We start from the raw sequence: 20,620 nt of genomic DNA on the forward strand, positions 1-20,620 counted from the left end.
CCGCACCCTTCCCGGGGCGCGGGCCGATCCTGTGTTGGGGGTAAAGACGCAGTCAGCGCAGCTGTCGCCAGGCGCTGCTGATCGTCAACACCCCGTCGAGCAGTTCAGACAGCGCTTCGGCATCATTTTGCGCCACGGCTTCGTCGAGCTTGCGGCGCATGCTGCGGTAGACGCGCGACAGCGCCGTCGCGACGTCACCACCCTTGTCGCGGTCGAGCCCGGCGTCGAGGCCGATCAGGATCGCGCGCGCGCGGTGCGCGGGCTCGGTCGCCGAAATGCGCTGGCCCTGGCGGACCATCGACCCAAGCACGCCGATCGCGGTTTCGAGCTCGTCATAGAGCATCGTCACCAGCTCGATCGGATCGGCAGCAGCGGCACGGCTTTCGTGCTGCAAGCGGCGATAAAGCCCGGTCGCGCGGACGGTCGAGGCGGTTGCGGTCACAGTGGCGGCCCTTAATCGTTGCCCTGATTGGTCCAGAGCTTGATCTGTTGTTCGAGATAGGTTTGCGTCGCCTTGAACGCCGCGAGCCGCGCGTCGAGCGAGCTATATTGTTTCTCGAGCCGGGCGCGATAGGCGTCCTCGCGCGTCTCGACATTTTCGAGCTGTTCGAGGAGCGTTGCTTTGCGGCTGTCGAGCGATTTGGTGACGCGGTCGATCACCCCGTCGGTAGCGATCGCCTTGTCGCGGATCGCGTCGAGCGTAAAGGCGATGCCGGGGTCGCTCGCTGCGGTCCGCCCGCCGTCTCGGCGTGGATTGAACAGCGCCTCGACCGCGCCGGCGTCGGACGCAAGCACTTGCGCCAGCTTGGCTTCATCGACCGCGAGCAGGCCGTCCTTGGTCGTCGAAACGCCGATATCGGTCAGCTTGTTGATGCTGCCGTGGCTCGACACCACTTGCCCGATCAGTCCCGAAAGTTCGCGTTCGAGTTCGCGAAGCGAAGACGTCGATCCCGACAGTCCGGCAGCCGACGACAGGCTTTTCTTGAGCTGGTTATACACCGAGACAAAATCGCCGACGGTCTGTTTAATGATGTCGAGCGGGCGGCTGGCTCCGATATCGACCGGCTGGCCCGGAGCGGCCTTTTTGAGCGTCAGCGACATACCCGGGACGACATCGTCGATGATGTTCGACACGCGGCTGAACGCCACCCCGTCGATGGTGAATTCGGCGTTGGCGGCGCTTTGCCCCAAGGTCATGCCGCCGCCCGCACCATAGGCAAAGGCCGACAGCGCGGGGTCGGCCCCGGCGTCGACCGCAAAGGTAAAGGCGTTGGTGGCGCCCGCCGGACCTTTCAGGATCAGGCGGTGGCCGCCCTCGTCGGCGATGATCGATGCCGTCACCCCGCCGCCGCTATTGTTGATCGCATTGGCAAGTCCGTCGAGGCTGTTGTTGGTGCTGTCGATGGTGATCGTCGTGGCGACGGTACCGACGGTCAATGTCATCGTGCCGGTCCCGATCGCCGCGGTGCGGTCGGCGACGATCCCCGAATAGCTGCTCTGCGCGCGCGCGAGCTGGTTGACAACAACGGTGGCAGCAAAGCTGTCGGCATAAAGGCCGGCGCGCGCGGTCGCGCCGAGCACGCTGTCGTCGGACACGGTGGGGGTGCTGCGCAGCGTGCCGTCGCTGACCATCTGGCCCAGCGAATCGGCAAAGCCTTCGAGGTCCGATCGCGCCTGCGACAATGCGCTGATCCGGGTCTGGTTCGCCTGCGTCAGCGTGTTGATGCGCGCGACCTTCGGCTCGCGTGACGCGGCGGACAGGTCGGTGACCAGCTGTTTGGTGTCGATACCCGACCCAAAGCCCAGGCTGTTGGCGATTGAACTGACCATGGCAGAATATCCTTCGCATCCCTTAACGGCGGCGCACGGACGATTTTAAGCCTGGCGACGCCCCTCGGGATCGAAATGGTGCGTCGGCGGCACATCGACGACCGGCGGCGGTGCTCCCTCGGCTACCATGCGTTCGAGCTGGAAGACAAAGGCGAGTACGGTGGCGACCGCGACGAACAGTTCCTCGGGGATCACGCGACCGGCGCGCGCGGTGAAATAGATGGCGCGGGTCAGCTGCGGATATTCGAGCAGCGGGACATTGGCGCCGCGCGCCAGCTCGCGAATCGACAGTGCGACATCGCCGCGGCCGCGTGCGACGACGACGGGCGCGGCGTCGATGCCGGGGCGATAGCGCAGTGCGACCGAGAAATGGGTCGGGTTGGTGAGCACGACGGTCGCGTCGGATACCGCTTTGCGCGCCGACCCGCTGAGGATGTCATGTGCGCGCTGGCGCTGCGCCTGCTTGAGTTCGGGGGCACCGTCGGACTGGCGCATTTCCTCCTTCACCTCCTGCTTGCTCATCATCAGCCGCTTGTTGCGCTGGAGCCATTGCACCGGGACGTCGATCAGTGCGATGACCACCAGTCCGCCGGCGAGCACCAGCATGGCATGGCCGATCGCCTGTCCGGCCAGTCCGATTGCGGCGAGCAGGTCGGTCGATGCCATCGTCATGATCGCGGGCAGGCTGCCGTCGACCAGCCAGTAACCGATGGTGCCAAGCAACAGCACTTTGGCGAGGGCTTTGCCGAGTTCGGTCGCGCCTTGCAGCCCGAACATGCGTTTGAGCCCGCTCATCGGGTTCATGCGGTTGCCCTTGAACGCCAGCGCCTTGCCGCGCCAGCCGAACGAGCCGAGCAGTGCCGGACCGGCAACGGCGGCGCCGAGCGCCAGCGCGAACAGGCTGGCGAGCGGCAGCAGGATTTCGACCCCGTTGCGCATCAGCGCTTCGGCAGGGGCGAAATCGGCGACGTCGGTGGCGGTAAGCGTCAGCCCGCGGCGGAGCAGGTCGCCCGCCGACTGCACGAACCAGCCGCCCGCTGCGACGATCCAGCCCGCCGCGGCGAGCATCATCAGCGCGGTGGCGAGTTCGCGCGACATCAGCACATCGCCTTCGCGCGCCGAATCCGCCAGCTTCTTGGCGGTCGGCTGTTCGGTTTTCTGGTCCTGTTCGGGTTTGCTCGCCATCGGATCAGAGCCCCGCGAACATCCGCGCGGCGTCGAGCGCGTCGGACAGGATGCGGACGATCGCTTCGGCCATCGCCGGGGTCGCGACGCCGAGCAGGATAATCCCGGCGAGCAGAGTGGCGGGAATGCCGACCGCGAACAGGTTGAGCGCGGGCGCCGAGCGGCCGATCACGCCCATGATGATCTGGACGAGGATGAGGACGAAGCCGACCGGCATCGCGATGGTCAGCGCGGCGGCGAACATCAGGCTGCCGAACCGGATGACGCTGCCGATTGCGTCGAACGAGGGAAAGGCGTTGCCGGGAGGGAGCGCAACATAGCTGTCGACGATGATATTGATCAGCACGAGATGGCCGTCGGCGGCGAGGAACAAGGCGGTCGCCAGCATCGACAGGAACTGGCCGATCGCCGAACTCGATGCACCGCTCATCGGATCGACCATCGAGGCGAAGCCCAGCCCCATCGCGTTGCTTATCGCCTCGCCCGCAAGCAGCGCGGCGGCGAGCCCCATCTGCAGGATGAAACCAATGCCGAGTCCGATCACGACCTCGCCGATGACGAGCAACAGCCCGGGAACCGAGACGATACCCTCGGGCGGCAGCGCCATACCCGAAGCGGCGACCGCGGGGACGCCGACCGCGAGCGCGATCACCAACCGCAGCTGGACAGGCACGCTGGTCGCGCCGAACACCGGCGCGGCGATGAACGCGGCGCCGGGACGGATCATGCCCAGCATCCATAGCTGGAGCATCGCCTCGATATTCGGGATGTCGGCGGGGTTCATCGCCGAATTAGCGGACGAGGTTCGGGATCTGCGCGAAAATGTCGCGGGTGAAATCGGTCAGCAGCACGAGGATGCTGCCGCCAAAGATCGCGAGACAGATCGCCGCAACGATCAGCTTGGGGACAAAGGTCAGCGTCTGTTCGTTGATCGACGTCGCCGCCTGCACCATGCCGAGCAGCACCCCGATGACGAGCACCGGGAGGAGCAGCGGCGCCGAGGCGAGCGCGAGGATCCACAAAGACTGCTGCGCCATGCCGACGAAATAATCGGTTTCCACGTCGCTATGTCCCGAACGAGGCGGCGAGCGAGCCCATCGTCAGCGCCCATCCGTCGACAAGCACGAAGAGCAGGAGCTTGAACGGCATCGAGATGATTGTTGGCGACAACATCATCATGCCGAGCGACATCAGCGCCGAGGCGACGATCAGGTCGATGACGAGGAAGGGCAGGAAGATCAGGAAGCCGATCTGAAAAGCGGTCTTGAGTTCGCTGGTGACAAAGGCGGGGAGCAGGATCGAGAAGGGCACGTCCTTCGGGCTGGCATAGGTCGGCGCCTTGGCGATCTTGGCGAACATCATCAGGTCGGATTTGCGCGTCTGCGTCATCATGAAACCATGGAGCGCCACGCCCGAGCGCGACACCGCTTCGCCGATATCGATCTGTTCCTGACCATAGGGTTCGATCGCGACGCGGTTCACTTCGCTGATCACCGGCTGCATCACGAACAGTGACAGGAACAGGCTGAGGCCGACGAGCACCTGGTTCGGCGGCGTCTGTTGCAGCCCGAGCGCGTGGCGCAGGATCGACAGCACGATGATGATGCGGGTGAAGCTGGTCATCATGAGCAGCAGCGACGGCAGCACCGTCAACAGGCTCATGAGGACAAGAATTTGCAGCGACAGGCTGAGCGGACGGCCATCGCCGCCGATGTCGTTCACCGCGCGGCTGAGCCCGTCGGCGGTCTGCGCAAAAGCGGCGGGGGCGGCGCAAAGCAGCGCGAAGCCGCCAATCAGGGCCGCGGCACGCAGGCCGGTCTTGCGATCAATCCGCATGGAAGTCGCCCTGACTATCGTCGGCGATGCGGGTAATGCCATTGCGCGACACCGCGACGAGGATCCGCTGTCCGGCGAATTCGACCACCGCGAGTTTCGATCCCGGTCCGAGCGGCAGCACATCGACCATCTCGACCGCGCGTGTCTTGGTACCACCGCCGACGAGTGGAACGCCCATCTGCACGCGCTTCCACAACCACAGGCTGCCCCATGCCATGCCGCCGACGAGCGGCAGCAGGATGAGCAGGCGAAGGATATATTCGAACATCAGCCTCTCCGCTCGAAGCCTTCGAGGCCGCGCGCTGGCGCGACGACTTCGGCGACCTGGATCCCGTAACGGCCATCAACGCTGACGATCTCGCCCTTCGCAATGAGGGTGCCGTTGGCATAAATGTCGAGCAGATCTGTCGCGGCGCGGTCGAGTTCGATCACGCTGCCTTCGTCGATCGCGAGCAGTTCGGCGAGCGTCATCGAGGTCGATCCGACCTCGACCGACACGCGCAGCGAGACGCCCGCGAGCAGGTCGAAATTGGGCGCCGCAGCGATATTCTTGTTATCGCGGCGGTCGGCGCGGGTCGGCGCGTCGCTGAGATCAGTCATGGTTCGGTCCTTTTTCGATTTGTTCGATCATGATGGCGGCGTTGCCATTGGCTTCGCCGATGCTGCCGACCGCAAAGCTGCGGCCCGCGACGGTCACCGGCACATGGCGCGGCATGCCGAGCGGAATGATGTCGCCGACCTCAAGCGCGAGCAGCCTGACGAGGCTGATTTCGGGTCGCGCCAGCACCGAGCGGACGGGCAGTCTGACTTCGCGCAGCGCCTTGTTGAGCGCGCCAGCCCATACCGGGTTGGCGGCGCCGGGCAATTCGGGAGCAGGCTCGGCCCCGGCGACACCGCGCAGCGCGGCGAGCGGATAGGCACAGGCGATCGTCCGCCCCTCGAACGGGGCGCCGCGCAGGACGAAGCGCTGCACGAACAGCTCGTCGTCGGCGCGCACCGCGGCGAGCTTGGCGGGATCACAGGTGACGCAGTCGAGTTCGGGTTCCAGGCTCAGCTTGTCGCCCCACGCGGCGGCAAGTTGCAGCCCCATGTCGCGGCCGAGCCGCGCGGCGAAGCGGTCTTCGGCATCGGTCAGCTCTTCGCGCTCGGCGCTGAGGGCGCCTTTGCCGCCATAGAAGATATCGACGAGCTGGAGCAGCAACGGCCGCGGCGCGGCAAGCAGCACGGGGCCTTTGAGCGGCGGCGCGTGGTAGCGCCAGAAGATCGCCGGAGCGGTCGCCGCGGTCCAGTCGGCAAAGCTGACGGTTTCGGCGTCGGCGCGCTCGACCTGGATCGCGGGTACGCCGAGCGCGCGGATCAGATCGCGCAAGCTGCGGCCGAACTGGACCGCGACGCCGTCAAGCGCCGGGTAGGCATAGCTGCCCTCGGCCTTGCGCAGCAGCAATGACGCCTTGGCGTCAACCGCCTCGCTGGTCGGGGCGGCGGGCGGCTTGACGGCTTTGACGGATTTTTCGCGAACGCTCACTGGATCACCAGGCTCGTGAAATAGACATTGTCGATACCACCAAAACCTTCTTTCTCGCGCAGCACATCGTTGATTGCAGCGGTCAATTGCCGTTGCAGCCGTTGTTTCCCCTGCGATGTCGAGAGCAGCGCCGGATCCTGTTCGGAAAGCACCATAAGGACGACCGAGCGGATCGGCACCGCCTGGCGTTTGATATTATTGATAACCTTGCCGTCATAGAAGGTCGAAAGGCTGATACCCGCCTGCAAAAAACCCGAGCCGTCGGCGAGGTTGGTCGTGAAGGCGTCGGGGATCTGGAAATAGGTGACTTCATATTTGCGCGGGTCGACTTTGAACTTGTCGTTGGGTACCGACACGGTGCCGACCTTGGGTGCGACTTCGCCCTCCTCGCCTTCGGCGGCGGCAGGCTCTTCGTCGCCGTCGCTGCGCACCACCAGCTTGGGATAATGATCCGCGGGCTTGGACTCATGGGTCGACAGGGCACCGAAATAAATGCCGGCCCCGGCGCCCGCACCGATCAGGACGAGCGCGCCGACGCCGATGAACAGCAGCTTCTTGAGCTTGCCCTTGGGCTTGGGCGCGGTTTCGGCTTTATCCTTGGTCATCGTCATATCCCTTATGGTCAGGCAAAGCGGCCGCGTCGGTCGGCGGCCTCTTCGGCGTCGCGCGCCTTGACGCGCTCGGTAACGGTTTCGATCAGATGGCTGACGTCCTGCGCGGCAGCGCGGCCCTGACCTTGTGACTGGCGGCTGGTGTCGCCGGGGGTGCAGGTGACTTCGCTGCCGCTGACGCGCACCCCTTGCTGGCGGAGGTCTTCGACGAGGCGGCCCTGTGCGGCGGTGACAATCGTCGCGGTCGTTTCATGCTGGGTGTCCAGTTTCAGCGAGACGCCTTCGTCGCCCATCACCATCGCGACGTCGAGACGGCCAAGGTGGCGCGGCATCAGGCGAAAGCTGATGTCGCCGCTGTCCGATTTGGTTGCGGCGATGTCATGCGCGAGCTGGTCGATCCACGCGCCATCGCTGGCAAGATCGAGCACGCGTTCGGCGAAGGTCACCGGGGCGGCGGTGTTGGCCAGCATCGCGGCGCCCGTCGCCATGGGCTGGGCGAATTGGATCGTCATTGCCGGCGCTGCTTCGGCGGGCTTGCTCGCTACCGGTTCGGCACCCGAGAAAACAACACTCGGCGGCGTCGCGGCGCGAAGTTTGCTGGCTGCAGGCGGTGCGATGGCCGTTTCGATGTCCGGGGCAGCGGCTTTTGCTTCGGCGAGGCGCGGTTTGGCGGCGATCGGCGCGGCGGCTGCGACCTCGGCGGTCGGCGCGGCGTCCGGGGTGGCGCGCGCGGCGCTGTCGTTCGCCTTGACCGGCTTGCCAACGACCGCGGCAACCACCGACGCGGTGATCGGCAATGCGGCGATGGCCTGCGCGGATGCGGGGAGCGGGTTTGCCGGGCTGGCGGGCGCATCGGGCGCCGCGACCGTTTCGGCGGGTTTGGCGGGGCTGGAGCTGTTTTCGATTGGCATTGTGCCGTCGGCTTTGACCTCGGTTTCGATCGCTTTGATCGGCTTCGGGTCGGGCTTGGCGGCGTTGCCGTTCACTGCGATCAGCAATTTTGCGGCCGACGCGGCGACCGTGTCGGGGTCGGTTTTGGGCTCGCCGTCTGCGGCGTTCGCAATCGGCGCTTCGATGGAGATGTCCGTGGCGACGACTTCGGCCGCAGCGGCCGTGGGCCGCGTTGCGGTCGACGTCACGACGGCGACGGGCGTCACCGGCGCGGCTTTGGGCGCGGCAACTTCCATCGCGGGAATGGCCGCCAGCAGTTGCTCGAAACCACCGTCTTCGCCGCCGCCGGTCGGCGTCTGGCCGATCGTGCTGAGGAAAGCCGCGAACCCCGCGGGCGTCGATGCCTGCGGATTGGGTAGGGAGGTCGCACCCATCATGCCGCGCCACCTTCGATCAGGCGCAGGCGCATGCCGCCGCGCGCGCGGTGCGGGCGGTTGGCGTCGCGGCGGCGCTCGGCTTCGGCTTCGGCCGACTTGCGGCTGCGTTCGTAGAGGCGGACCGCCGACTCTTCCTTGGCCATGGCGCTTTGCGCCAGCACCCCGGCCTGGTCGCGGCGCGCGCTGGCATTGACCAGCGGCGCGGTCAGATTTTCCTGCGCGATGTCGAGCCGCATTGCGAGCTCGCCGATCGTGTTGAGCGCGCCGCCGGCGACCGCGCCCTTCGCCATCGCCAGGTCGACGCGCAGCGTTTCGAGGCGTTTGGCGAGTTCGACCAGGCTGGCGAGTTCGCCATTCGCCCGCGCCAGATTGGCCTCTGCCATCTGATGTTCGACGGTGCGCACGCGGATGATACGTTTGCGGCGTGCGGTACGGGCGGTCATGCGGAATATCCTTCAATCAGGGTCTGGCGGGAAATGTCGAAATCGACCTGCGCCTTGGCGGGCTGGGTCACGAAGGCGAGCTGGTCGGCGTGGCAGGCTATGGCGGTGTCGAGCACCGGATCGCCGCCGGCGACATAGGCGCCCATCAGCATCAGATCGCGATTCTCTTCATAGGCCGACCACAGCTGACGAAAGCGCGCGGCGGCGGCGGCATGTTCGGGATCGACCGAATCGACCATCGTGCGCGATAGCGAGCGGGCGACGTCGATCGCGGGATAGACGCCCTGCTCGGCGAGCTGGCGCGACAGGATGATATGGCCGTCGACAATCGCCCGAGCGCTGTCGACGACGGGGTCGTCGATATCGCCGCCGTCGGCGAGCACGGTGTAGAGTGCGGTGATGGACCCGCCGGTTTCGCGGTCGATCCCGGCGCGCTCGCACAGCGAAGGAATGAGAGCGAAGACCGAGGGCGGATAGCCCTTCATCGTCGGCGGCTCGCCCAGCGTCAGCCCGATCTCGCGCTGCGCATGCGCGACGCGGGTCAGGCTGTCTATCAGCAGCAGGACTTTCTTGCCGTCGGCACGAAACGCCTCGGCGATCGCCGTGGCGCGCATCGCGGCGCGCAGGCGGAGCAGCGGCGGATGGTCGGCGGGGACCGCAACGACAACCGCCTTTTTGCGGACCTCGGGGGGCAGCTTGGTTTCGACGAAATCGCTGACCTCGCGGCTGCGCTCGCCGATCAGCCCGACGACGATGACGTCGCATTCGGTGCCGGCGATCATCTGACCCATCAGCACCGATTTACCGACACCCGAACCCGCGATGATCGCGACGCGCTGGCCTTCGCCGACAGTGAGCAGCGCGTTGATCGCGCGAACGCCCATGTTGAGCGGGCGGGTAACGCGGCCACGGCGCAGCGGATTGACCTTGCGGCCGGCGAGCGGCCACTGAAATTGCGATTTGACCGGCGGGCGGCCGTCGAGCGGATTACCCTGCGCGTCGATGATCCGCCCAAGCAGCGCCTTGCCACACGCAACCATGCTGCTGGCGCCATGCGGTTCGACCGGCGCGCCGGTGACGAGCGGCATGTTGGTGTCGAAGGGGAGGACCAGGCTGCTCTGGCCGCGAAAGCCGACGACCTCGCCATAGACATAGTCGTTGTTCGCCGATTTGATGCGCACGTTGCTGCCCAGCGGCTGGGGAAAACCCGACACTTCGAGCATGATGCCCTCGTGCGAGACGAGCGTGCCGATACGGCGCGGGCTGGCGTTGGTCAGGTCGATCGGGTCGAGCAGCTGCTGCGCGGAGAGGGCGAGGCGGCGCGTCATGCGGCCGCGCCTTCACCAAGCGCGACGCGCAGTTCGTCGAGATAGACGGCGCGGCCATGTTCGATCCAGCCGGTCGAGGTTTCGATGCGCACGGTGCCGCGCATCATTGCTGCGTCACTCGCGATCGCCAGCGGCAATGCGCAGTCGATCAGCAGCGCAGCATCTTCGGGGTGAACCCACAGGGTGCGCGCCTTGTCGGCGTCGGCGACCAGCGCCGCGGCGGTTTCGGCCTGCGCCTGGAGCCAGGCGGCGTCGATCGGTGCGTCAGCGACGATCTGGTGCACCAGCCGTTCGACGGTGCGGGCGATCAGCTGCGCGAGTTCTTCGCTCGGTTCGTCCTGCAACGCCTCGGCATTGGCGAGCAAGGCGAGCAATTGGTGGCGCTCGGCGACATAGGCTGCTTCGGCGACGCGCTGACCTTCGGCGAGGCCGCGGGCAAAGGGGTCGTCGAGATCGATCTCGGCGGCGTTGCCGCTGGCGGTTTGCGGCGCGTGCGCGCCGCCAGCAAAGGCCATCGGACGAAAGCCGCTGCTGCGCGCCATCGCTTCCGCCAGGGTGACGGGAACAAAGCCGGTTTCGGCGGTGCGATCAGACATAGTCGTCACCCCCGCCCGCGATCATGATCTCGCCCGACGCCGCCATCTGGCGGACGATCGTCATGATGCTCTTTTGGGCATCATCGACATCGGCGCGCTTGACCATCGTCATTTCGGTCATTTCGTCGCGGATCGTTTCCGACGCGCGCTGCGACATGGTGGCGAGGCACAGATCGACCATCTCGTCGTCGGTGCCCTTGAGTGCGACCGCGAGCTGCGCCGCGTCGACCGAGCGCAGCACGGCGCCGAGGCTCTTCTTGTCGAGGTCGCGGAGGTTCTCGAAGATGAACATTTCTTCCTCGATCGCCTGGGCAAGTGCTTTGTCGGTCTTTTTGAGCGCGCGAATCGTGCGTTCGCTCAGTGATTTCGGCATCTTCTTCATGATTTTGGCGACGTCGCTGGGGCCGCCGATCGTCTGTTTGGCGACGCGCTGGCCGTCGACGTTGGCGCTTGCGAGCACCGATTCGAGGTCTTCGATCGCCGCGGCGGGGACCGAGGTCAGCATCGCGGCACGCAGCACCAGATCGGCCTGCAGGATTTCGTCGAGCGTTTCGATCGCGCGCGCCGCGACGTCGGGGACGAGCACCGACAGGATCAGCGCGCCGACTTGCGGATGTTCCTGGGCGAGGAGGCCGCTGATCGCCTCGACATCCATCCAGCGGAGGATTTCGAGCGACGCGGCGCTGCGCTGCGGCGCAACGGCAGCGAGGATATTGTCGGCGCGGACGTTGCCGACCGCCTGATTGATGACGGTGCGAATGCGCGTGTCGGCACCGATCGCCAGCGCACTGACGTCGCGGCTGCGCACGACGAAACGGTCGAGCGCTTGTCCGATCTGCTTTTCGCTGGCGTTGGCGGTGTCGAACATCGCCTTCGCGAGCTGACGTACCTCTTCGGGATCAAGATGTTTCAGGATCGTCGCGGCTTCGTTTTCGTCGAGCAGCATCAGCAGGATGGCGGCGGCGGCCGACCCTTCGATGGCCTGATTGGCGGGCGGGGACATGGTTTCGGCGGCGTCAGCCACGGGCGCCCTCCTGCATCAGCTGGCGGACGACGAGCGCGGCGCGCGCCGAATCCTGGCGGACAAAGGCGCGGACGAGATTGGCGCGCGTTTCATAGCTGGGCGCCTGTTCGATCATTTCGAGGGTGATTTCGCGTCCCGCGGCGGGGCCAGCGAGCGCTGGGCGCCCGTCGGTGGCGGCGAGCAGTGTTTCTTCGAGCGCGCTGTCACGTTCGGCGCGCGCTGCGGCGCGAGCCTTCGCGGCACGGATCAGCGGGCGGCCGATGAACAGGAAGGCAAGCAGCGCGGCGAAGATCGCGCCGACCTGCTTGACCAGCGGCAGGAACCAGCCCTGGTCGTAAAAGGCGGGTTCCTCGGCTGCGATCTGGACGAATGGTCGCTGGCTGATTGCGACCTGATCGCCGCGGGTCGCGTCGAAACCGATCGCGCCTTTGACCAGGCTGTCGATCTTGGTCATGTCGGCCTGGGTCAGCGCTTTCTTGCCCTGATTGAGCGCAACGGCGACCGAGAGGCGGCGGAGCTGGCCTTGCGGCTGGTGGGTGACCGAAATCTCGCGGCCGACTTCAAAGGCGCGTGCAGCATTTTCATTGCTCTCGGTTCCCGGCGTCGCGGTCGGGGTCGGAGTCGGGGTTGGCGCGTTGGCGGTGACCGTGGTCGCCTGCGGCGGTTGGTTCGACAGCGCGCCGGGGATGCCGACAGCAGACGGGGTGCCAGCGCCGCTGACGGTGCGCGTGACCTGTTCGCTGGTCATCGCGCGATCATCTTTTGGGAAGCTTTCGCGCGTCGCCTGGCTTTCGGACATGTCGACGTCGGCGTGAACCTCGACGCTGTAATTGCCAGCGCCGAGCATCGGGCCAAGCAGCGTGTCGAGCGCACGGCGGAAGCGGTCCTCAACCTGGACCTGCAACTGGAAGGCCTTCATGTCGCTGCCCGATGCGGTGTCGGACAATAGCGCGCCGCGCTGGTCGATGACCGACACTTGATCGGCGTTCATCCCGGGAACCGACGATGCGACGAGGAAACGGATCGCCTGTACCTGACCGTCGCTGAGCGATCGGCCGTTCTGCAGCGTCAGCATCACCGATGCGGTCGAGGGTTTGTCGTCGCGAACGAACAGGCTGGGTTCGGCGGCGGCGATATGGACGCGCGCGCTCTTGACTGCGTCGATCGTTTCGATCGTGCGCGACAGGTCGGCCTCACGCGCCGAGCGCAGCGCTTCGCCTTCGATCGCGCGGCTCGATCCCATCGGCAGTGCGGCAATCAGGCTGTCGCCGCTCGGCGCCGCCTTGGGCAGACCCTGGCCGGCGAGCGCGATGCGCGCCTGGTGCAATTTGTCGGCGTCAACGGTCAGCGCGCCCGTGCTCGCATCGATGCTGTGCGCGATCCCCTGCGTCTGCAGCGCTTCGGCGACCGCCGACTTGTCGCTGTCGTCGAGGCCGGCGAACAGCTGCGCCTGCGGCGCCGACTGCATCGTAAACCAGGCGAGCGCGGCGATGCCGATCGCCGAGGTCATGGCGATCGCCGGCAGCGCACGCTGTACCGCGGGCTGGCGGACGAAGCCGGTGAGCGGGGCGAGGCGGTTGCCGAACGCCGGAGCGGGGAGGCGTGCGTCGTCGATGGGGGTGAGGATCTGGGTGTCGGCCATGGGTTAAACCGGCATGTTCATGATGTCGCGATACGCCGACAGCAGCTTGTTGCGGACCTGCAGGGTGGTTTCGAAGCCCAGCGAGGCTTTCTGCCGTTCGATCATCACGCTGACGATGTCGTGGGTGTCGCCGCGCTCGTAGGCTTCGGTGATCTCGCTCGCCTTCGTCTGCTGGGCGTTGACCTGTTGCAGCGCATTGTTGATCGCGGCGCCGAAATCGGGGGTTCCCCCGGCGCCTTCGACGCCGCCCTCGGTGCCGCCAATGCCGCCGCGACCCGCGGCGCGTTGCAGCGCCTGGTTCTGATTGAGGATCGAACTGCGCATTTGCAGCAGCCGGCTCGGGTCAATCGTGCTCATTGCTTTCCATCCGTCCTGTGCGCAGCGGTGCGCCGCACGCAAAGAACAATGCAAAGGCCATGCCAAAAGATTTAATGACAGATTTTCAGTAGTTTGATCTCGGCGGCATGCGGCCTCGACCGGCTTTCGGCATTTTTTTGACGGGGTGGGCTTAAGCGCCGCTGCCGCCCGCCGTTACTGCTTTCCGTGACCGCTCCTCGAGCCCTCACATCACGGGAATGGCCATCGAGGCCGGAAAGGAACAACAAATGACTGTCATCAACACCAATGTGAGCGCGCTTCGCGCCCAGAACAACTCGCGGGTTGCGGGTCGCATGCAGTCGCAGGCGATGGAACGTCTGTCGAGCGGCAAGCGCATCAACAGCGCGAAAGACGACGCGGCGGGTCTCGCCATTGCAACGCGTATGGACGCCAGCGTCCGCGGTCTGAACCAGGCCGTGCGTAACGCCAACGACGGCATCTCGCTGGCGCAGACCGCCGAAGGCGCGATGGGCGGCATCTCGAACATCCTCGTTCGTATGCGTGAACTGGCGGTGCAGTCGGCCAACGGCACCAACAGCACCACCGATCGTGGCGCGATCCAGACCGAAGTCACCGCGCTGATCGCCCAGATCGGCGATATCGCGACCCGCACGACGTTTAACGGCACCAACCTGCTGTCGGGCGGCGCGAGCATCGACATTCAGACCGGTACGGCGTCGGGCCAGACGGTCAACATCGCAATTGGCGATCTCACTGCCACCGGTCTTGCCGTCGGCACAGTCGATCTGTCGACGGCTGCCGGCGCCGCAACCGCCCTGGGTCTGCTCGACACGGGCATCCAGACGGTTGCCACGCAGCGTGCCAACCTGGGTGCGCAGCAGAACCGCCTGGAAGCGGCTGTCGATACTTTGACATCGACTGTCACGAATCTGGCAGACGCGAAATCGCGCATCGAAGACGCCGATTTCTCGTCTGAATCGACGAAACTGGCAGCTGCCGGGATCCTGTCGCAGGCATCGACCGCGATGCTCGCTCAGGCGAACCAGAGCCAGCAGGGCGTGATGAACCTGCTCCGCGGCTAAACGTCCGCAAACGATTTTCAGGCTATATTTGGTTGGTCCCTTAGATAGCCTGATCCGATGCCCCGGCCCCCACAGCCGGGGCATCATCTTTTCTGCAATCGGCGTTGGCGTGTGCTCCGGCTAATTTTGATCCGAAGTTGCCAGCTTCTGTCTCGTCATCCTGAACTTGGTTCAGGGTCCGTGGCCTGCCGTTTCGTTCGGCGCGGCGTCGGGCGAGAGCTCAGGCCCTGGATGCTCAAACTCGGACAGCATGACGAGCTGAGGGGAACGGCTCACCGCCTCAATGAAAATCGCGCGACTTGGGCAGGATGCGCACGTCGCGCGGATGACCGTGCTTGGCCGCATAGCTGCGCGGGAGCTGCGGATGCGCGACCTCGTCCGCGCGGCACAGGTCGGGGCGTATTTCGCGCCCGTCACCCAGTTGATCGAGCATCGCGGTGCGATCGACGATGCGCGTCGCCATCAGGTGGATGACCCCCTCCTTGCTCCGCTGCACCTCGCCCTCGGCCAGCATCAGCCGCGACGCCATGACGGCGCGGCGATAGCGTTCGAAATGGCGCGCCCACAGCAGGATATTGACGACGCCGCCCTCATCCTCGAGCGTGATGAAGATCGCATTGCCCTTGCCCGGGCGCTGACGGATCAGCACGACCCCCGCGGTGCGGACGATCGAGCCATTCTTCGCCGCCATCACCTGCGCGGCGCTCAGCACCCCCTCGCGTTCGAAATCGCGGCGCAGAAACGCCATCGGATGGCCTTTGAGCGACAGCCGCGTCGTCTGGTAATCGGTCAGCACATTTTCAACGAGCGGAGTGGGGGGCAGCGCAGCGTCCTGCTCGGCGCCAAGTTCGTCGGCCGCGGCGGCGCCGAACAGTGGCAGCACCCCTTGCCGGACGCGGCGCGCGTCCCACAGCGCGGGTCGCCGGTCGAGCCCCATCGACCGGCACGCGTCGGCTTCGGCCAGCAGACGCAGCGCGCGCGACGGCAGGTCGGCGCGGCGCGCCAGTTCCTCGACGGTTGTGAAGGGGGTGGTGCGCGCCGCCGCGATCTGCGTCGCCCACGCCTCGCGAAACCCGTCGATCTGGCGCAGCCCAAGCCGCAGCGCGAGGCTGCCGTCGGCGCGCGGTTCGAGGCTGCTGTCCCAAGCGCTCGCATTCACATCGACCTCGCGCACCTCGACCCGATGCTCCTGCGCATCGCGCACCAGCTGCGCGGGGGCGTAGAAGCCCATCGGCTGCGAGTTGAGCAGGCCGCAGGTGAACACCGCGGGGTGATAATATTTGATCCATGACGAAACATAGACGAGCCGCGCGAACGACTGCGCATGGCTTTCGGGAAAGCCGTAGCTGCCGAACCCCTCGATCTGCTTGAAACAGCGTTCGGCGAAATCCTGCTTGTACCCGCGCGCGACCATGCCGCCGACCATCTTTTCCCGAAAATTATCGATCGTGCCGACGTTGCGAAAGGTCGCCATCGCGCGGCGCAGGCCGTTGGCCTCCTCTGGCGTAAATCCGGCGGCGGTGATCGCCAGATTCATCGCCTGTTCCTGAAAGAGCGGCACCCCGAAGGTGTGACCCAGAACTTCGCGCAATTCATTGGGGTCATGAGGCGGGTCAGGCGACGGATATTCGACCTCTTCCTCTCCATTCCGCCGCCGCAGATAGGGGTGCACCATGTCGCCTTCGATCGGTCCGGGACGGACGATCGCGACCTGCACGACCAGATCGTAGAGCTTTCGCGGGCGCAGCCGCGGCAGCATGTTGATCTGCGCACGGCTTTCGACCTGAAAGACGCCGATGCTGTCGCCCTTGCACAGCATGTCGTAAACCGCCGGATCCTTGGAATCGATGTCGAGTTCCAGCGTGTGATCGCCCAGACCATGTTCGCGCATCAGGTCGTAACATTTGCGGATGCAGGTCAGCATGCCGAGCGCGAGGACGTCGACCTTCATCAGCCCGAGCGCGTCGATATCGTCCTTGTCCCATTCGATGAAAGTGCGGTCCTCCATCGCGGCATTGTGGATCGGGACCAGTTCGTCGAGCCGCCCCTCGGTAAGCACGAAGCCGCCAACATGCTGCGACAGATGGCGCGGCGCTTTCAGCAACTCGCCGACGAAGCGGTGCAGCCGTTCGATCTCGCCATTGTGCGGGTCGAGCCCGGCCTCGACCAGCCGTTCGACCGGCAACTCGTCGCCCCAGCTTCCCCAGCTCGTGTCCGCGAGCCGCGCGGTGACATCCTCGCTGAAGCCCAGCGCCTTGCCGACCTCGCGGATCGTGCTGCGCGGTCGATAATGAATGACGGTCGCAGCGATCGCGGCGCGGTCGCGCCCATAGCGATCATAGATATATTGAATGACCTCCTCACGCCGCTCATGCTCAAAATCGACATCGATGTCGGGTGGCTCATCACGTTCGGCGGAGACAAAGCGCGAGAATAGCAGCTTATGCTCGACCGGGTCGACCGAGGTGACACCGAGCAAAAAACAGACGACCGAATTGGCGGCGGACCCCCGACCCTGGCAGAGGATCGGCGGATCCTGCGCGCGAGCGAAGCGGACAAGGTCGTAAACGGTGAGGAAATAATAGACATAGTCGCGCTTGCGGATCAGCCGCAATTCGTTGCCGATGAGCTTGCGAACCTTGGATTTCAGGGGCGCGCCGTAGCGTTTCTCTGCTGCCGTCTTCACCAGATGATGGAGATAGTTGAACGGTTTCCATCCGTCCGGCACCGGCTCGTGCGGATATTCATAGCGCAGGTCATCGAGCTGGAAGTGGATGCGCGCGAGCAGCGCGGCGCTTTGTTCGATCGCCTGGGGGTGATGCTGGAACAGCCGCATCATCTCGGCGGGGGCCTTCAGATGGCGTTCGCCATTGGCGCGCAGCAGCTTGCCCGCCTTGTGGATATTCACCCCCTCGCGGATGCAGGTGATGATGTCGTGCAGCGGGCGCTGCGCGATGCTCGCATAGAGCGCGTCGTTGGTCGCGAGCAGCGGGACGCGGGTGGCGGCCGACAGGCGTTCGCGTGCGGTGATCTTTCGTGCATCGGCGCCCGCGCGCGGCATCGTTGCGGCGAGCCAGACCGATTTTGGTCGCGCGCGTTTGAGGATGCGGAGCAGCGCTTCATCGCCGTCCATCGCGATCAGCAGCAGGTCGTCGCAATGCTGCAGCAAATCCTCCAGATAGAGAATGCAATCGCCCTTTTGCGCGCGCAGGTTGCCGGTCGAGAGCAGCCGGGTCAGCCGCCCCCAGCCGTGGCGCGTCGTCGGATAGGCGACGATGTCGGGGGTGCCGTCGGCGAAAGCGAGGCGCGCGCCGACGACCAGGCGGAAATTGGCGACAATTTCAGGGTGCTTGACCTGCAGCTCTTTCAGGAACCCCCACGCCCGCACCACCCCCGCCACACTGTTGCGGTCGGCGATGCCGATCCCCCGCATGCCCAGCGCAATCGCTTCGGCGACCATTTCGGCGGGGTGCGAGGCGCCGCGCAGGAAGCTGTAATTGGTCGCGGCGACCAGTTCGGCGAAGGTGGGTTCGGGGGCGGACGCGTCACTCATGCGAACAGCCCGTGGATATACCAGCGCGGGTCTGGTTTTTCGTCGTACAGCCCGTGGCGAAACAGCCAGTAGCGGCGACCGCGGTCGTCCTCGACACGGTAATAGTCGCGGGTCAGTCCGGCATTGTCCTTGCGGCGCCACCATTCGCTCGCGATCCGCTCCGGTCCCTCGTAACGGCGGATCGCATGCGTCGCACGGCGCCAGCGGAAACGGTGCGGCGGGCCGTCGGGAACCTCGGCGATCACCTCGATCACCTGCGGCGGGTCGAAGAGATAGAAGGGGCGCAGCGGCGGCTCGCCGGGTTCGGGGACGGGCCAGGGCGTGGGCGGCGGTGCGTCGATCGCGGGCAAGGCGAGCTGCGCCTGTTCGGGGATATGGGTGTCGGCGGCGGCGAATTTGCGCACCCCGCCGCGGCCGATCCGCGTCGCCAGCCGGTCGACCAGTTCGGCCATCGCTGCCCCCTCGGTCGCAGCGCGCACCGCGCCGCCTTCGAGCTTGAGCTGGGTAGCGGCGAGGGGCTCGAGCCGCGGCACCGCGAGCCGCATCATGTCGAAACCGAAGCCGGGGTCGAGCGGATCGCGCAAAGCATCCATCCGCTCGGCGAACAGGCGCATGACGAGCCCGTTGTCGCGCGTCGGATGGCCGGTCTCGACCGCGATGCTGCGCGCCAGGCCGTCGCTGCGAAAGAAGGTGGCGCGGAAATGGCGCCCGCCCTTGCCGCGTTCGCCAAGGTCCGCGATCGCTTCGCCGACCAGTTCGGTGAGAATTTGGGTGGCGTGCGGCATGCTGGCGACCGGTTCGGCGAAGCGGCGCTCGGCGACCACCGGCGGCGGGGTGGTGCGCGGATCGAGCGGGCTCGGGGCGTCGCCGAGCAGGCGGCGCAGCGCGGTCGCGGCGTCGGCGCCGAAGCGCGCGGCGATGTTCGCCGTCGGCCGCGCGGCCAGATCGCCGATCGTCTTGAGCCCGGCGCGGACGAGCGCGGTTGCCGCCTCGGCTTCGAGTTCGAGCGCGGCGACGGGCAGGCGGCGGATCGCGCTTGCTTCGTCGGGAGCGGGTAACATCTGGTAGCGCGCAAGCGCGCGCGCGGCGTCGGCGGTGGGGCCAAGCGCATGGCGCAATGTCATGCCGAGCCGGGTCAGCCGGCTGTCGATGTCGTCGATCAACCCCGCTTCGCCATCGAACAAATGGGTGCAGCCGGTGATGTCGAGGATCAGCCCGTCGGGGGCATCGAGCGCGACGAGCGGGGTATAGCGCGTACAGCCCTGTGCGAGCCGGTCGAGCCAGGCCTGATCGAGGACGGGGTCGAACGGCACAATGACGAGCTCGGGCACCCGCGCCCGCGCGTCGGCGAGCGGCATGCCGACGCTAAGCCCGAGCGCCTGCGCGCGCGCGTCGACGCTCGCAAGGCGCAGCGCGCCGCGCTGCTTCTCGGCAAAGACGAGCGGGAGGTCAGGCGGCTTCGGCGCCGAGCGGGTGAATCGCTCGGCGGGCAGCCAGGGGAAGAACAGCGCCAGATAGCGCCGTGTCCCGGAAAGCTTGCTCATCTTTATCCCAATCGAGTCGCCAGTGCGTTCCGGCAGGGCCGCCGCGCCAGCGCAGCAGCTCGAGGTCGAAGGCGGGGGCGCCCGGTGCGTCGGCCGCCAGCGCGTGCGACGGCGCCGCGACGATGTTCCAGCGCGTTTCGGCGACGCTCGGCGTCGGCGCGGCATTCAGCCGCAGCATCAGCAATGTCGTCCCCGCATCGCGCGCGCCGAGCGTCAGGCGGCGGCCCGCGGTCAGGTCGAGCAGGGGGAATTTGCCCCAGCTTTCGACGATCACCGCCGCCGAACCGGCGCAGCGCACGGCATCATTGGCGCAGGCGAGCAACATCTTGGGATCGGCGGTCTCGATCAGCAGCAAGCGGCCCGGATCGCCGCCGAGTTCGGCGATGCCGGGGGCATAGATATGGCCGGTGCGGCGTCCGGCATCGACGGTACGCAGCCACAGCAGCGGCGTCTGGCCCGGGGTGCGCAGCGCGAGCAGTGCTGCAAAGGCCGCAGCGCTGGCGCCGTCGAGCGCGTCGGCGGCGAAAAATTCATGGCATCGCCCGACCATCAATCCGCCGCCAAACGCCGCGTCGAACGCGCCATGCCCCGTCGCCAGCCAGCCTTCGGCCGGGCGGCTTTCGGGGCCACCAGTGGCAGCCAGCCGGGCGATACGCTGACGCAGCCCGGCGAGAGGTTGAGACGACTCGCGCATATATGTTCCTGATTTGTTCTATTAGCGCGCGAGCGAGGGGGAATGTCAAGGTGAGTCCGC

Annotated in this window: 21 protein-coding genes; 1 reads left to right on the top strand and 20 read right to left on the bottom strand. The window is 66.3% G+C overall.

All coding sequences use genetic code 11. The features are described from left to right. Positions 1-52 precede the first annotated feature (52 nt). From IPF76_RS05330 to fliE, 17 genes are read right to left on the bottom strand one after another with little or no spacing between them, the layout of a single operon-like run. A complete protein-coding gene (locus IPF76_RS05330; RefSeq protein WP_293840571.1) occupies positions 53-442 on the bottom strand; it encodes a flagellar export chaperone FliS in 390 nt (129 codons plus the stop codon). A gap of 11 nt (positions 443-453) precedes the next feature. Continuing rightward, a complete protein-coding gene (gene fliD, locus IPF76_RS05335; protein WP_293840573.1) occupies positions 454-1,830 on the bottom strand; it encodes a flagellar filament capping protein FliD in 1,377 nt (458 codons plus the stop codon). Between the two features lie 45 nt (positions 1,831-1,875). Beyond that, positions 1,876-3,015: a flagellar type III secretion system protein FlhB gene (locus IPF76_RS05340; RefSeq protein WP_293840575.1), complete on the bottom strand. Its 1,140-nt coding sequence runs from the start codon at positions 3,013-3,015 to the stop codon at positions 1,876-1,878. 4 nt (positions 3,016-3,019) lie between these two features. Continuing rightward, entirely contained in the window at positions 3,020-3,799 is a 780-nt protein-coding gene (fliR, locus tag IPF76_RS05345) for a flagellar biosynthetic protein FliR (protein WP_293840577.1), read from the bottom strand. A 7-nt stretch (positions 3,800-3,806) separates the two neighbouring features. After that, on the bottom strand, positions 3,807-4,052 hold the full coding sequence (locus IPF76_RS05350; RefSeq protein WP_293841944.1) for a flagellar biosynthetic protein FliQ: 246 nt from the start codon (positions 4,050-4,052) through the stop codon (positions 3,807-3,809). A gap of 28 nt (positions 4,053-4,080) precedes the next feature. Then, entirely contained in the window at positions 4,081-4,851 is a 771-nt protein-coding gene (fliP, locus tag IPF76_RS05355) for a flagellar type III secretion system pore protein FliP (RefSeq protein WP_293840579.1), read from the bottom strand. Further along, positions 4,841-5,119 carry a flagellar biosynthetic protein FliO gene (locus IPF76_RS05360; protein WP_293840581.1) on the bottom strand — a complete coding sequence of 93 codons (279 nt, stop codon included), beginning with the start codon at positions 5,117-5,119 and terminating at the stop codon, positions 4,841-4,843. Before IPF76_RS05360 ends, fliP begins: the two co-directional genes overlap by 11 nt. Then, on the bottom strand, positions 5,119-5,451 hold the full coding sequence (gene fliN, locus IPF76_RS05365; protein ID WP_293840583.1) for a flagellar motor switch protein FliN: 333 nt from the start codon (positions 5,449-5,451) through the stop codon (positions 5,119-5,121). Before fliN ends, IPF76_RS05360 begins: the two co-directional genes overlap by 1 nt. After that, the gene (locus tag IPF76_RS05370) at positions 5,444-6,376 is read right to left on the bottom strand and encodes a FliM/FliN family flagellar motor switch protein (RefSeq protein WP_293840585.1); all 933 of its coding nucleotides are present in this window, start codon (positions 6,374-6,376) and stop codon (positions 5,444-5,446) included. Before IPF76_RS05370 ends, fliN begins: the two co-directional genes overlap by 8 nt. Further along, positions 6,373-6,981: a flagellar basal body-associated FliL family protein gene (locus tag IPF76_RS05375; RefSeq protein WP_293840587.1), complete on the bottom strand. Its 609-nt coding sequence runs from the start codon at positions 6,979-6,981 to the stop codon at positions 6,373-6,375. The genes IPF76_RS05370 and IPF76_RS05375 overlap by 4 nt, the downstream gene beginning before the upstream one ends. A 17-nt stretch (positions 6,982-6,998) precedes the next feature. After that, positions 6,999-8,315: a flagellar hook-length control protein FliK gene (locus IPF76_RS05380; RefSeq protein ID WP_293840589.1), complete on the bottom strand. Its 1,317-nt coding sequence runs from the start codon at positions 8,313-8,315 to the stop codon at positions 6,999-7,001. After that, positions 8,312-8,758: a hypothetical protein gene (locus IPF76_RS05385; protein ID WP_293840591.1), complete on the bottom strand. Its 447-nt coding sequence runs from the start codon at positions 8,756-8,758 to the stop codon at positions 8,312-8,314. The genes IPF76_RS05380 and IPF76_RS05385 overlap by 4 nt, the downstream gene beginning before the upstream one ends. Continuing rightward, the gene (locus IPF76_RS05390) at positions 8,755-10,086 is read right to left on the bottom strand and encodes a FliI/YscN family ATPase (RefSeq protein ID WP_293840593.1); all 1,332 of its coding nucleotides are present in this window, start codon (positions 10,084-10,086) and stop codon (positions 8,755-8,757) included. The genes IPF76_RS05385 and IPF76_RS05390 overlap by 4 nt, the downstream gene beginning before the upstream one ends. After that, a complete protein-coding gene (locus tag IPF76_RS05395; protein WP_293840595.1) occupies positions 10,083-10,682 on the bottom strand; it encodes a FliH/SctL family protein in 600 nt (199 codons plus the stop codon). The genes IPF76_RS05390 and IPF76_RS05395 overlap by 4 nt, the downstream gene beginning before the upstream one ends. Further along, the gene (gene fliG / locus IPF76_RS05400) at positions 10,675-11,706 is read right to left on the bottom strand and encodes a flagellar motor switch protein FliG (RefSeq protein ID WP_293840597.1); all 1,032 of its coding nucleotides are present in this window, start codon (positions 11,704-11,706) and stop codon (positions 10,675-10,677) included. The genes IPF76_RS05395 and fliG overlap by 8 nt, the downstream gene beginning before the upstream one ends. Further along, positions 11,699-13,348 carry a flagellar basal-body MS-ring/collar protein FliF gene (gene fliF / locus IPF76_RS05405; RefSeq protein WP_293840599.1) on the bottom strand — a complete coding sequence of 550 codons (1,650 nt, stop codon included), beginning with the start codon at positions 13,346-13,348 and terminating at the stop codon, positions 11,699-11,701. The genes fliG and fliF overlap by 8 nt, the downstream gene beginning before the upstream one ends. 3 nt (positions 13,349-13,351) lie before the next feature. Beyond that, positions 13,352-13,705: a flagellar hook-basal body complex protein FliE gene (gene fliE, locus IPF76_RS05410; RefSeq protein WP_293840601.1), complete on the bottom strand. Its 354-nt coding sequence runs from the start codon at positions 13,703-13,705 to the stop codon at positions 13,352-13,354. A 248-nt stretch (positions 13,706-13,953) separates the two neighbouring features. Here fliE and IPF76_RS05415 point away from each other — a divergent pair, with 248 nt between their 5' ends. Next, positions 13,954-14,769: a flagellin gene (locus IPF76_RS05415; RefSeq protein ID WP_293840604.1), complete on the top strand. Its 816-nt coding sequence runs from the start codon at positions 13,954-13,956 to the stop codon at positions 14,767-14,769. 280 nt (positions 14,770-15,049) lie between these two features. On the opposite strand, the gene IPF76_RS05420 is transcribed toward IPF76_RS05415, so the two are convergent. The 3 genes from IPF76_RS05420 to IPF76_RS05430 are packed head-to-tail and all read right to left on the bottom strand — an operon-like array spanning position 15,050 to position 20,560. Next, positions 15,050-18,322 carry an error-prone DNA polymerase gene (locus IPF76_RS05420; protein WP_293840607.1) on the bottom strand — a complete coding sequence of 1,091 codons (3,273 nt, stop codon included), beginning with the start codon at positions 18,320-18,322 and terminating at the stop codon, positions 15,050-15,052. Beyond that, positions 18,319-19,866 carry a DNA polymerase Y family protein gene (locus IPF76_RS05425; protein ID WP_293840610.1) on the bottom strand — a complete coding sequence of 516 codons (1,548 nt, stop codon included), beginning with the start codon at positions 19,864-19,866 and terminating at the stop codon, positions 18,319-18,321. The genes IPF76_RS05420 and IPF76_RS05425 overlap by 4 nt, the downstream gene beginning before the upstream one ends. After that, complete coding sequence (locus tag IPF76_RS05430; protein WP_293840612.1) at positions 19,772-20,560, bottom strand: hypothetical protein; 789 nt, start codon at positions 20,558-20,560, stop codon at positions 19,772-19,774. Before IPF76_RS05430 ends, IPF76_RS05425 begins: the two co-directional genes overlap by 95 nt. Between the last annotated feature and the right edge of the window lie 60 nt (positions 20,561-20,620).

Origin of the sequence: Sphingopyxis sp., assembly GCF_016704835.1 — a bacterium.
Taxonomy (GTDB): Bacteria; Pseudomonadota; Alphaproteobacteria; order Sphingomonadales; family Sphingomonadaceae; genus Sphingopyxis.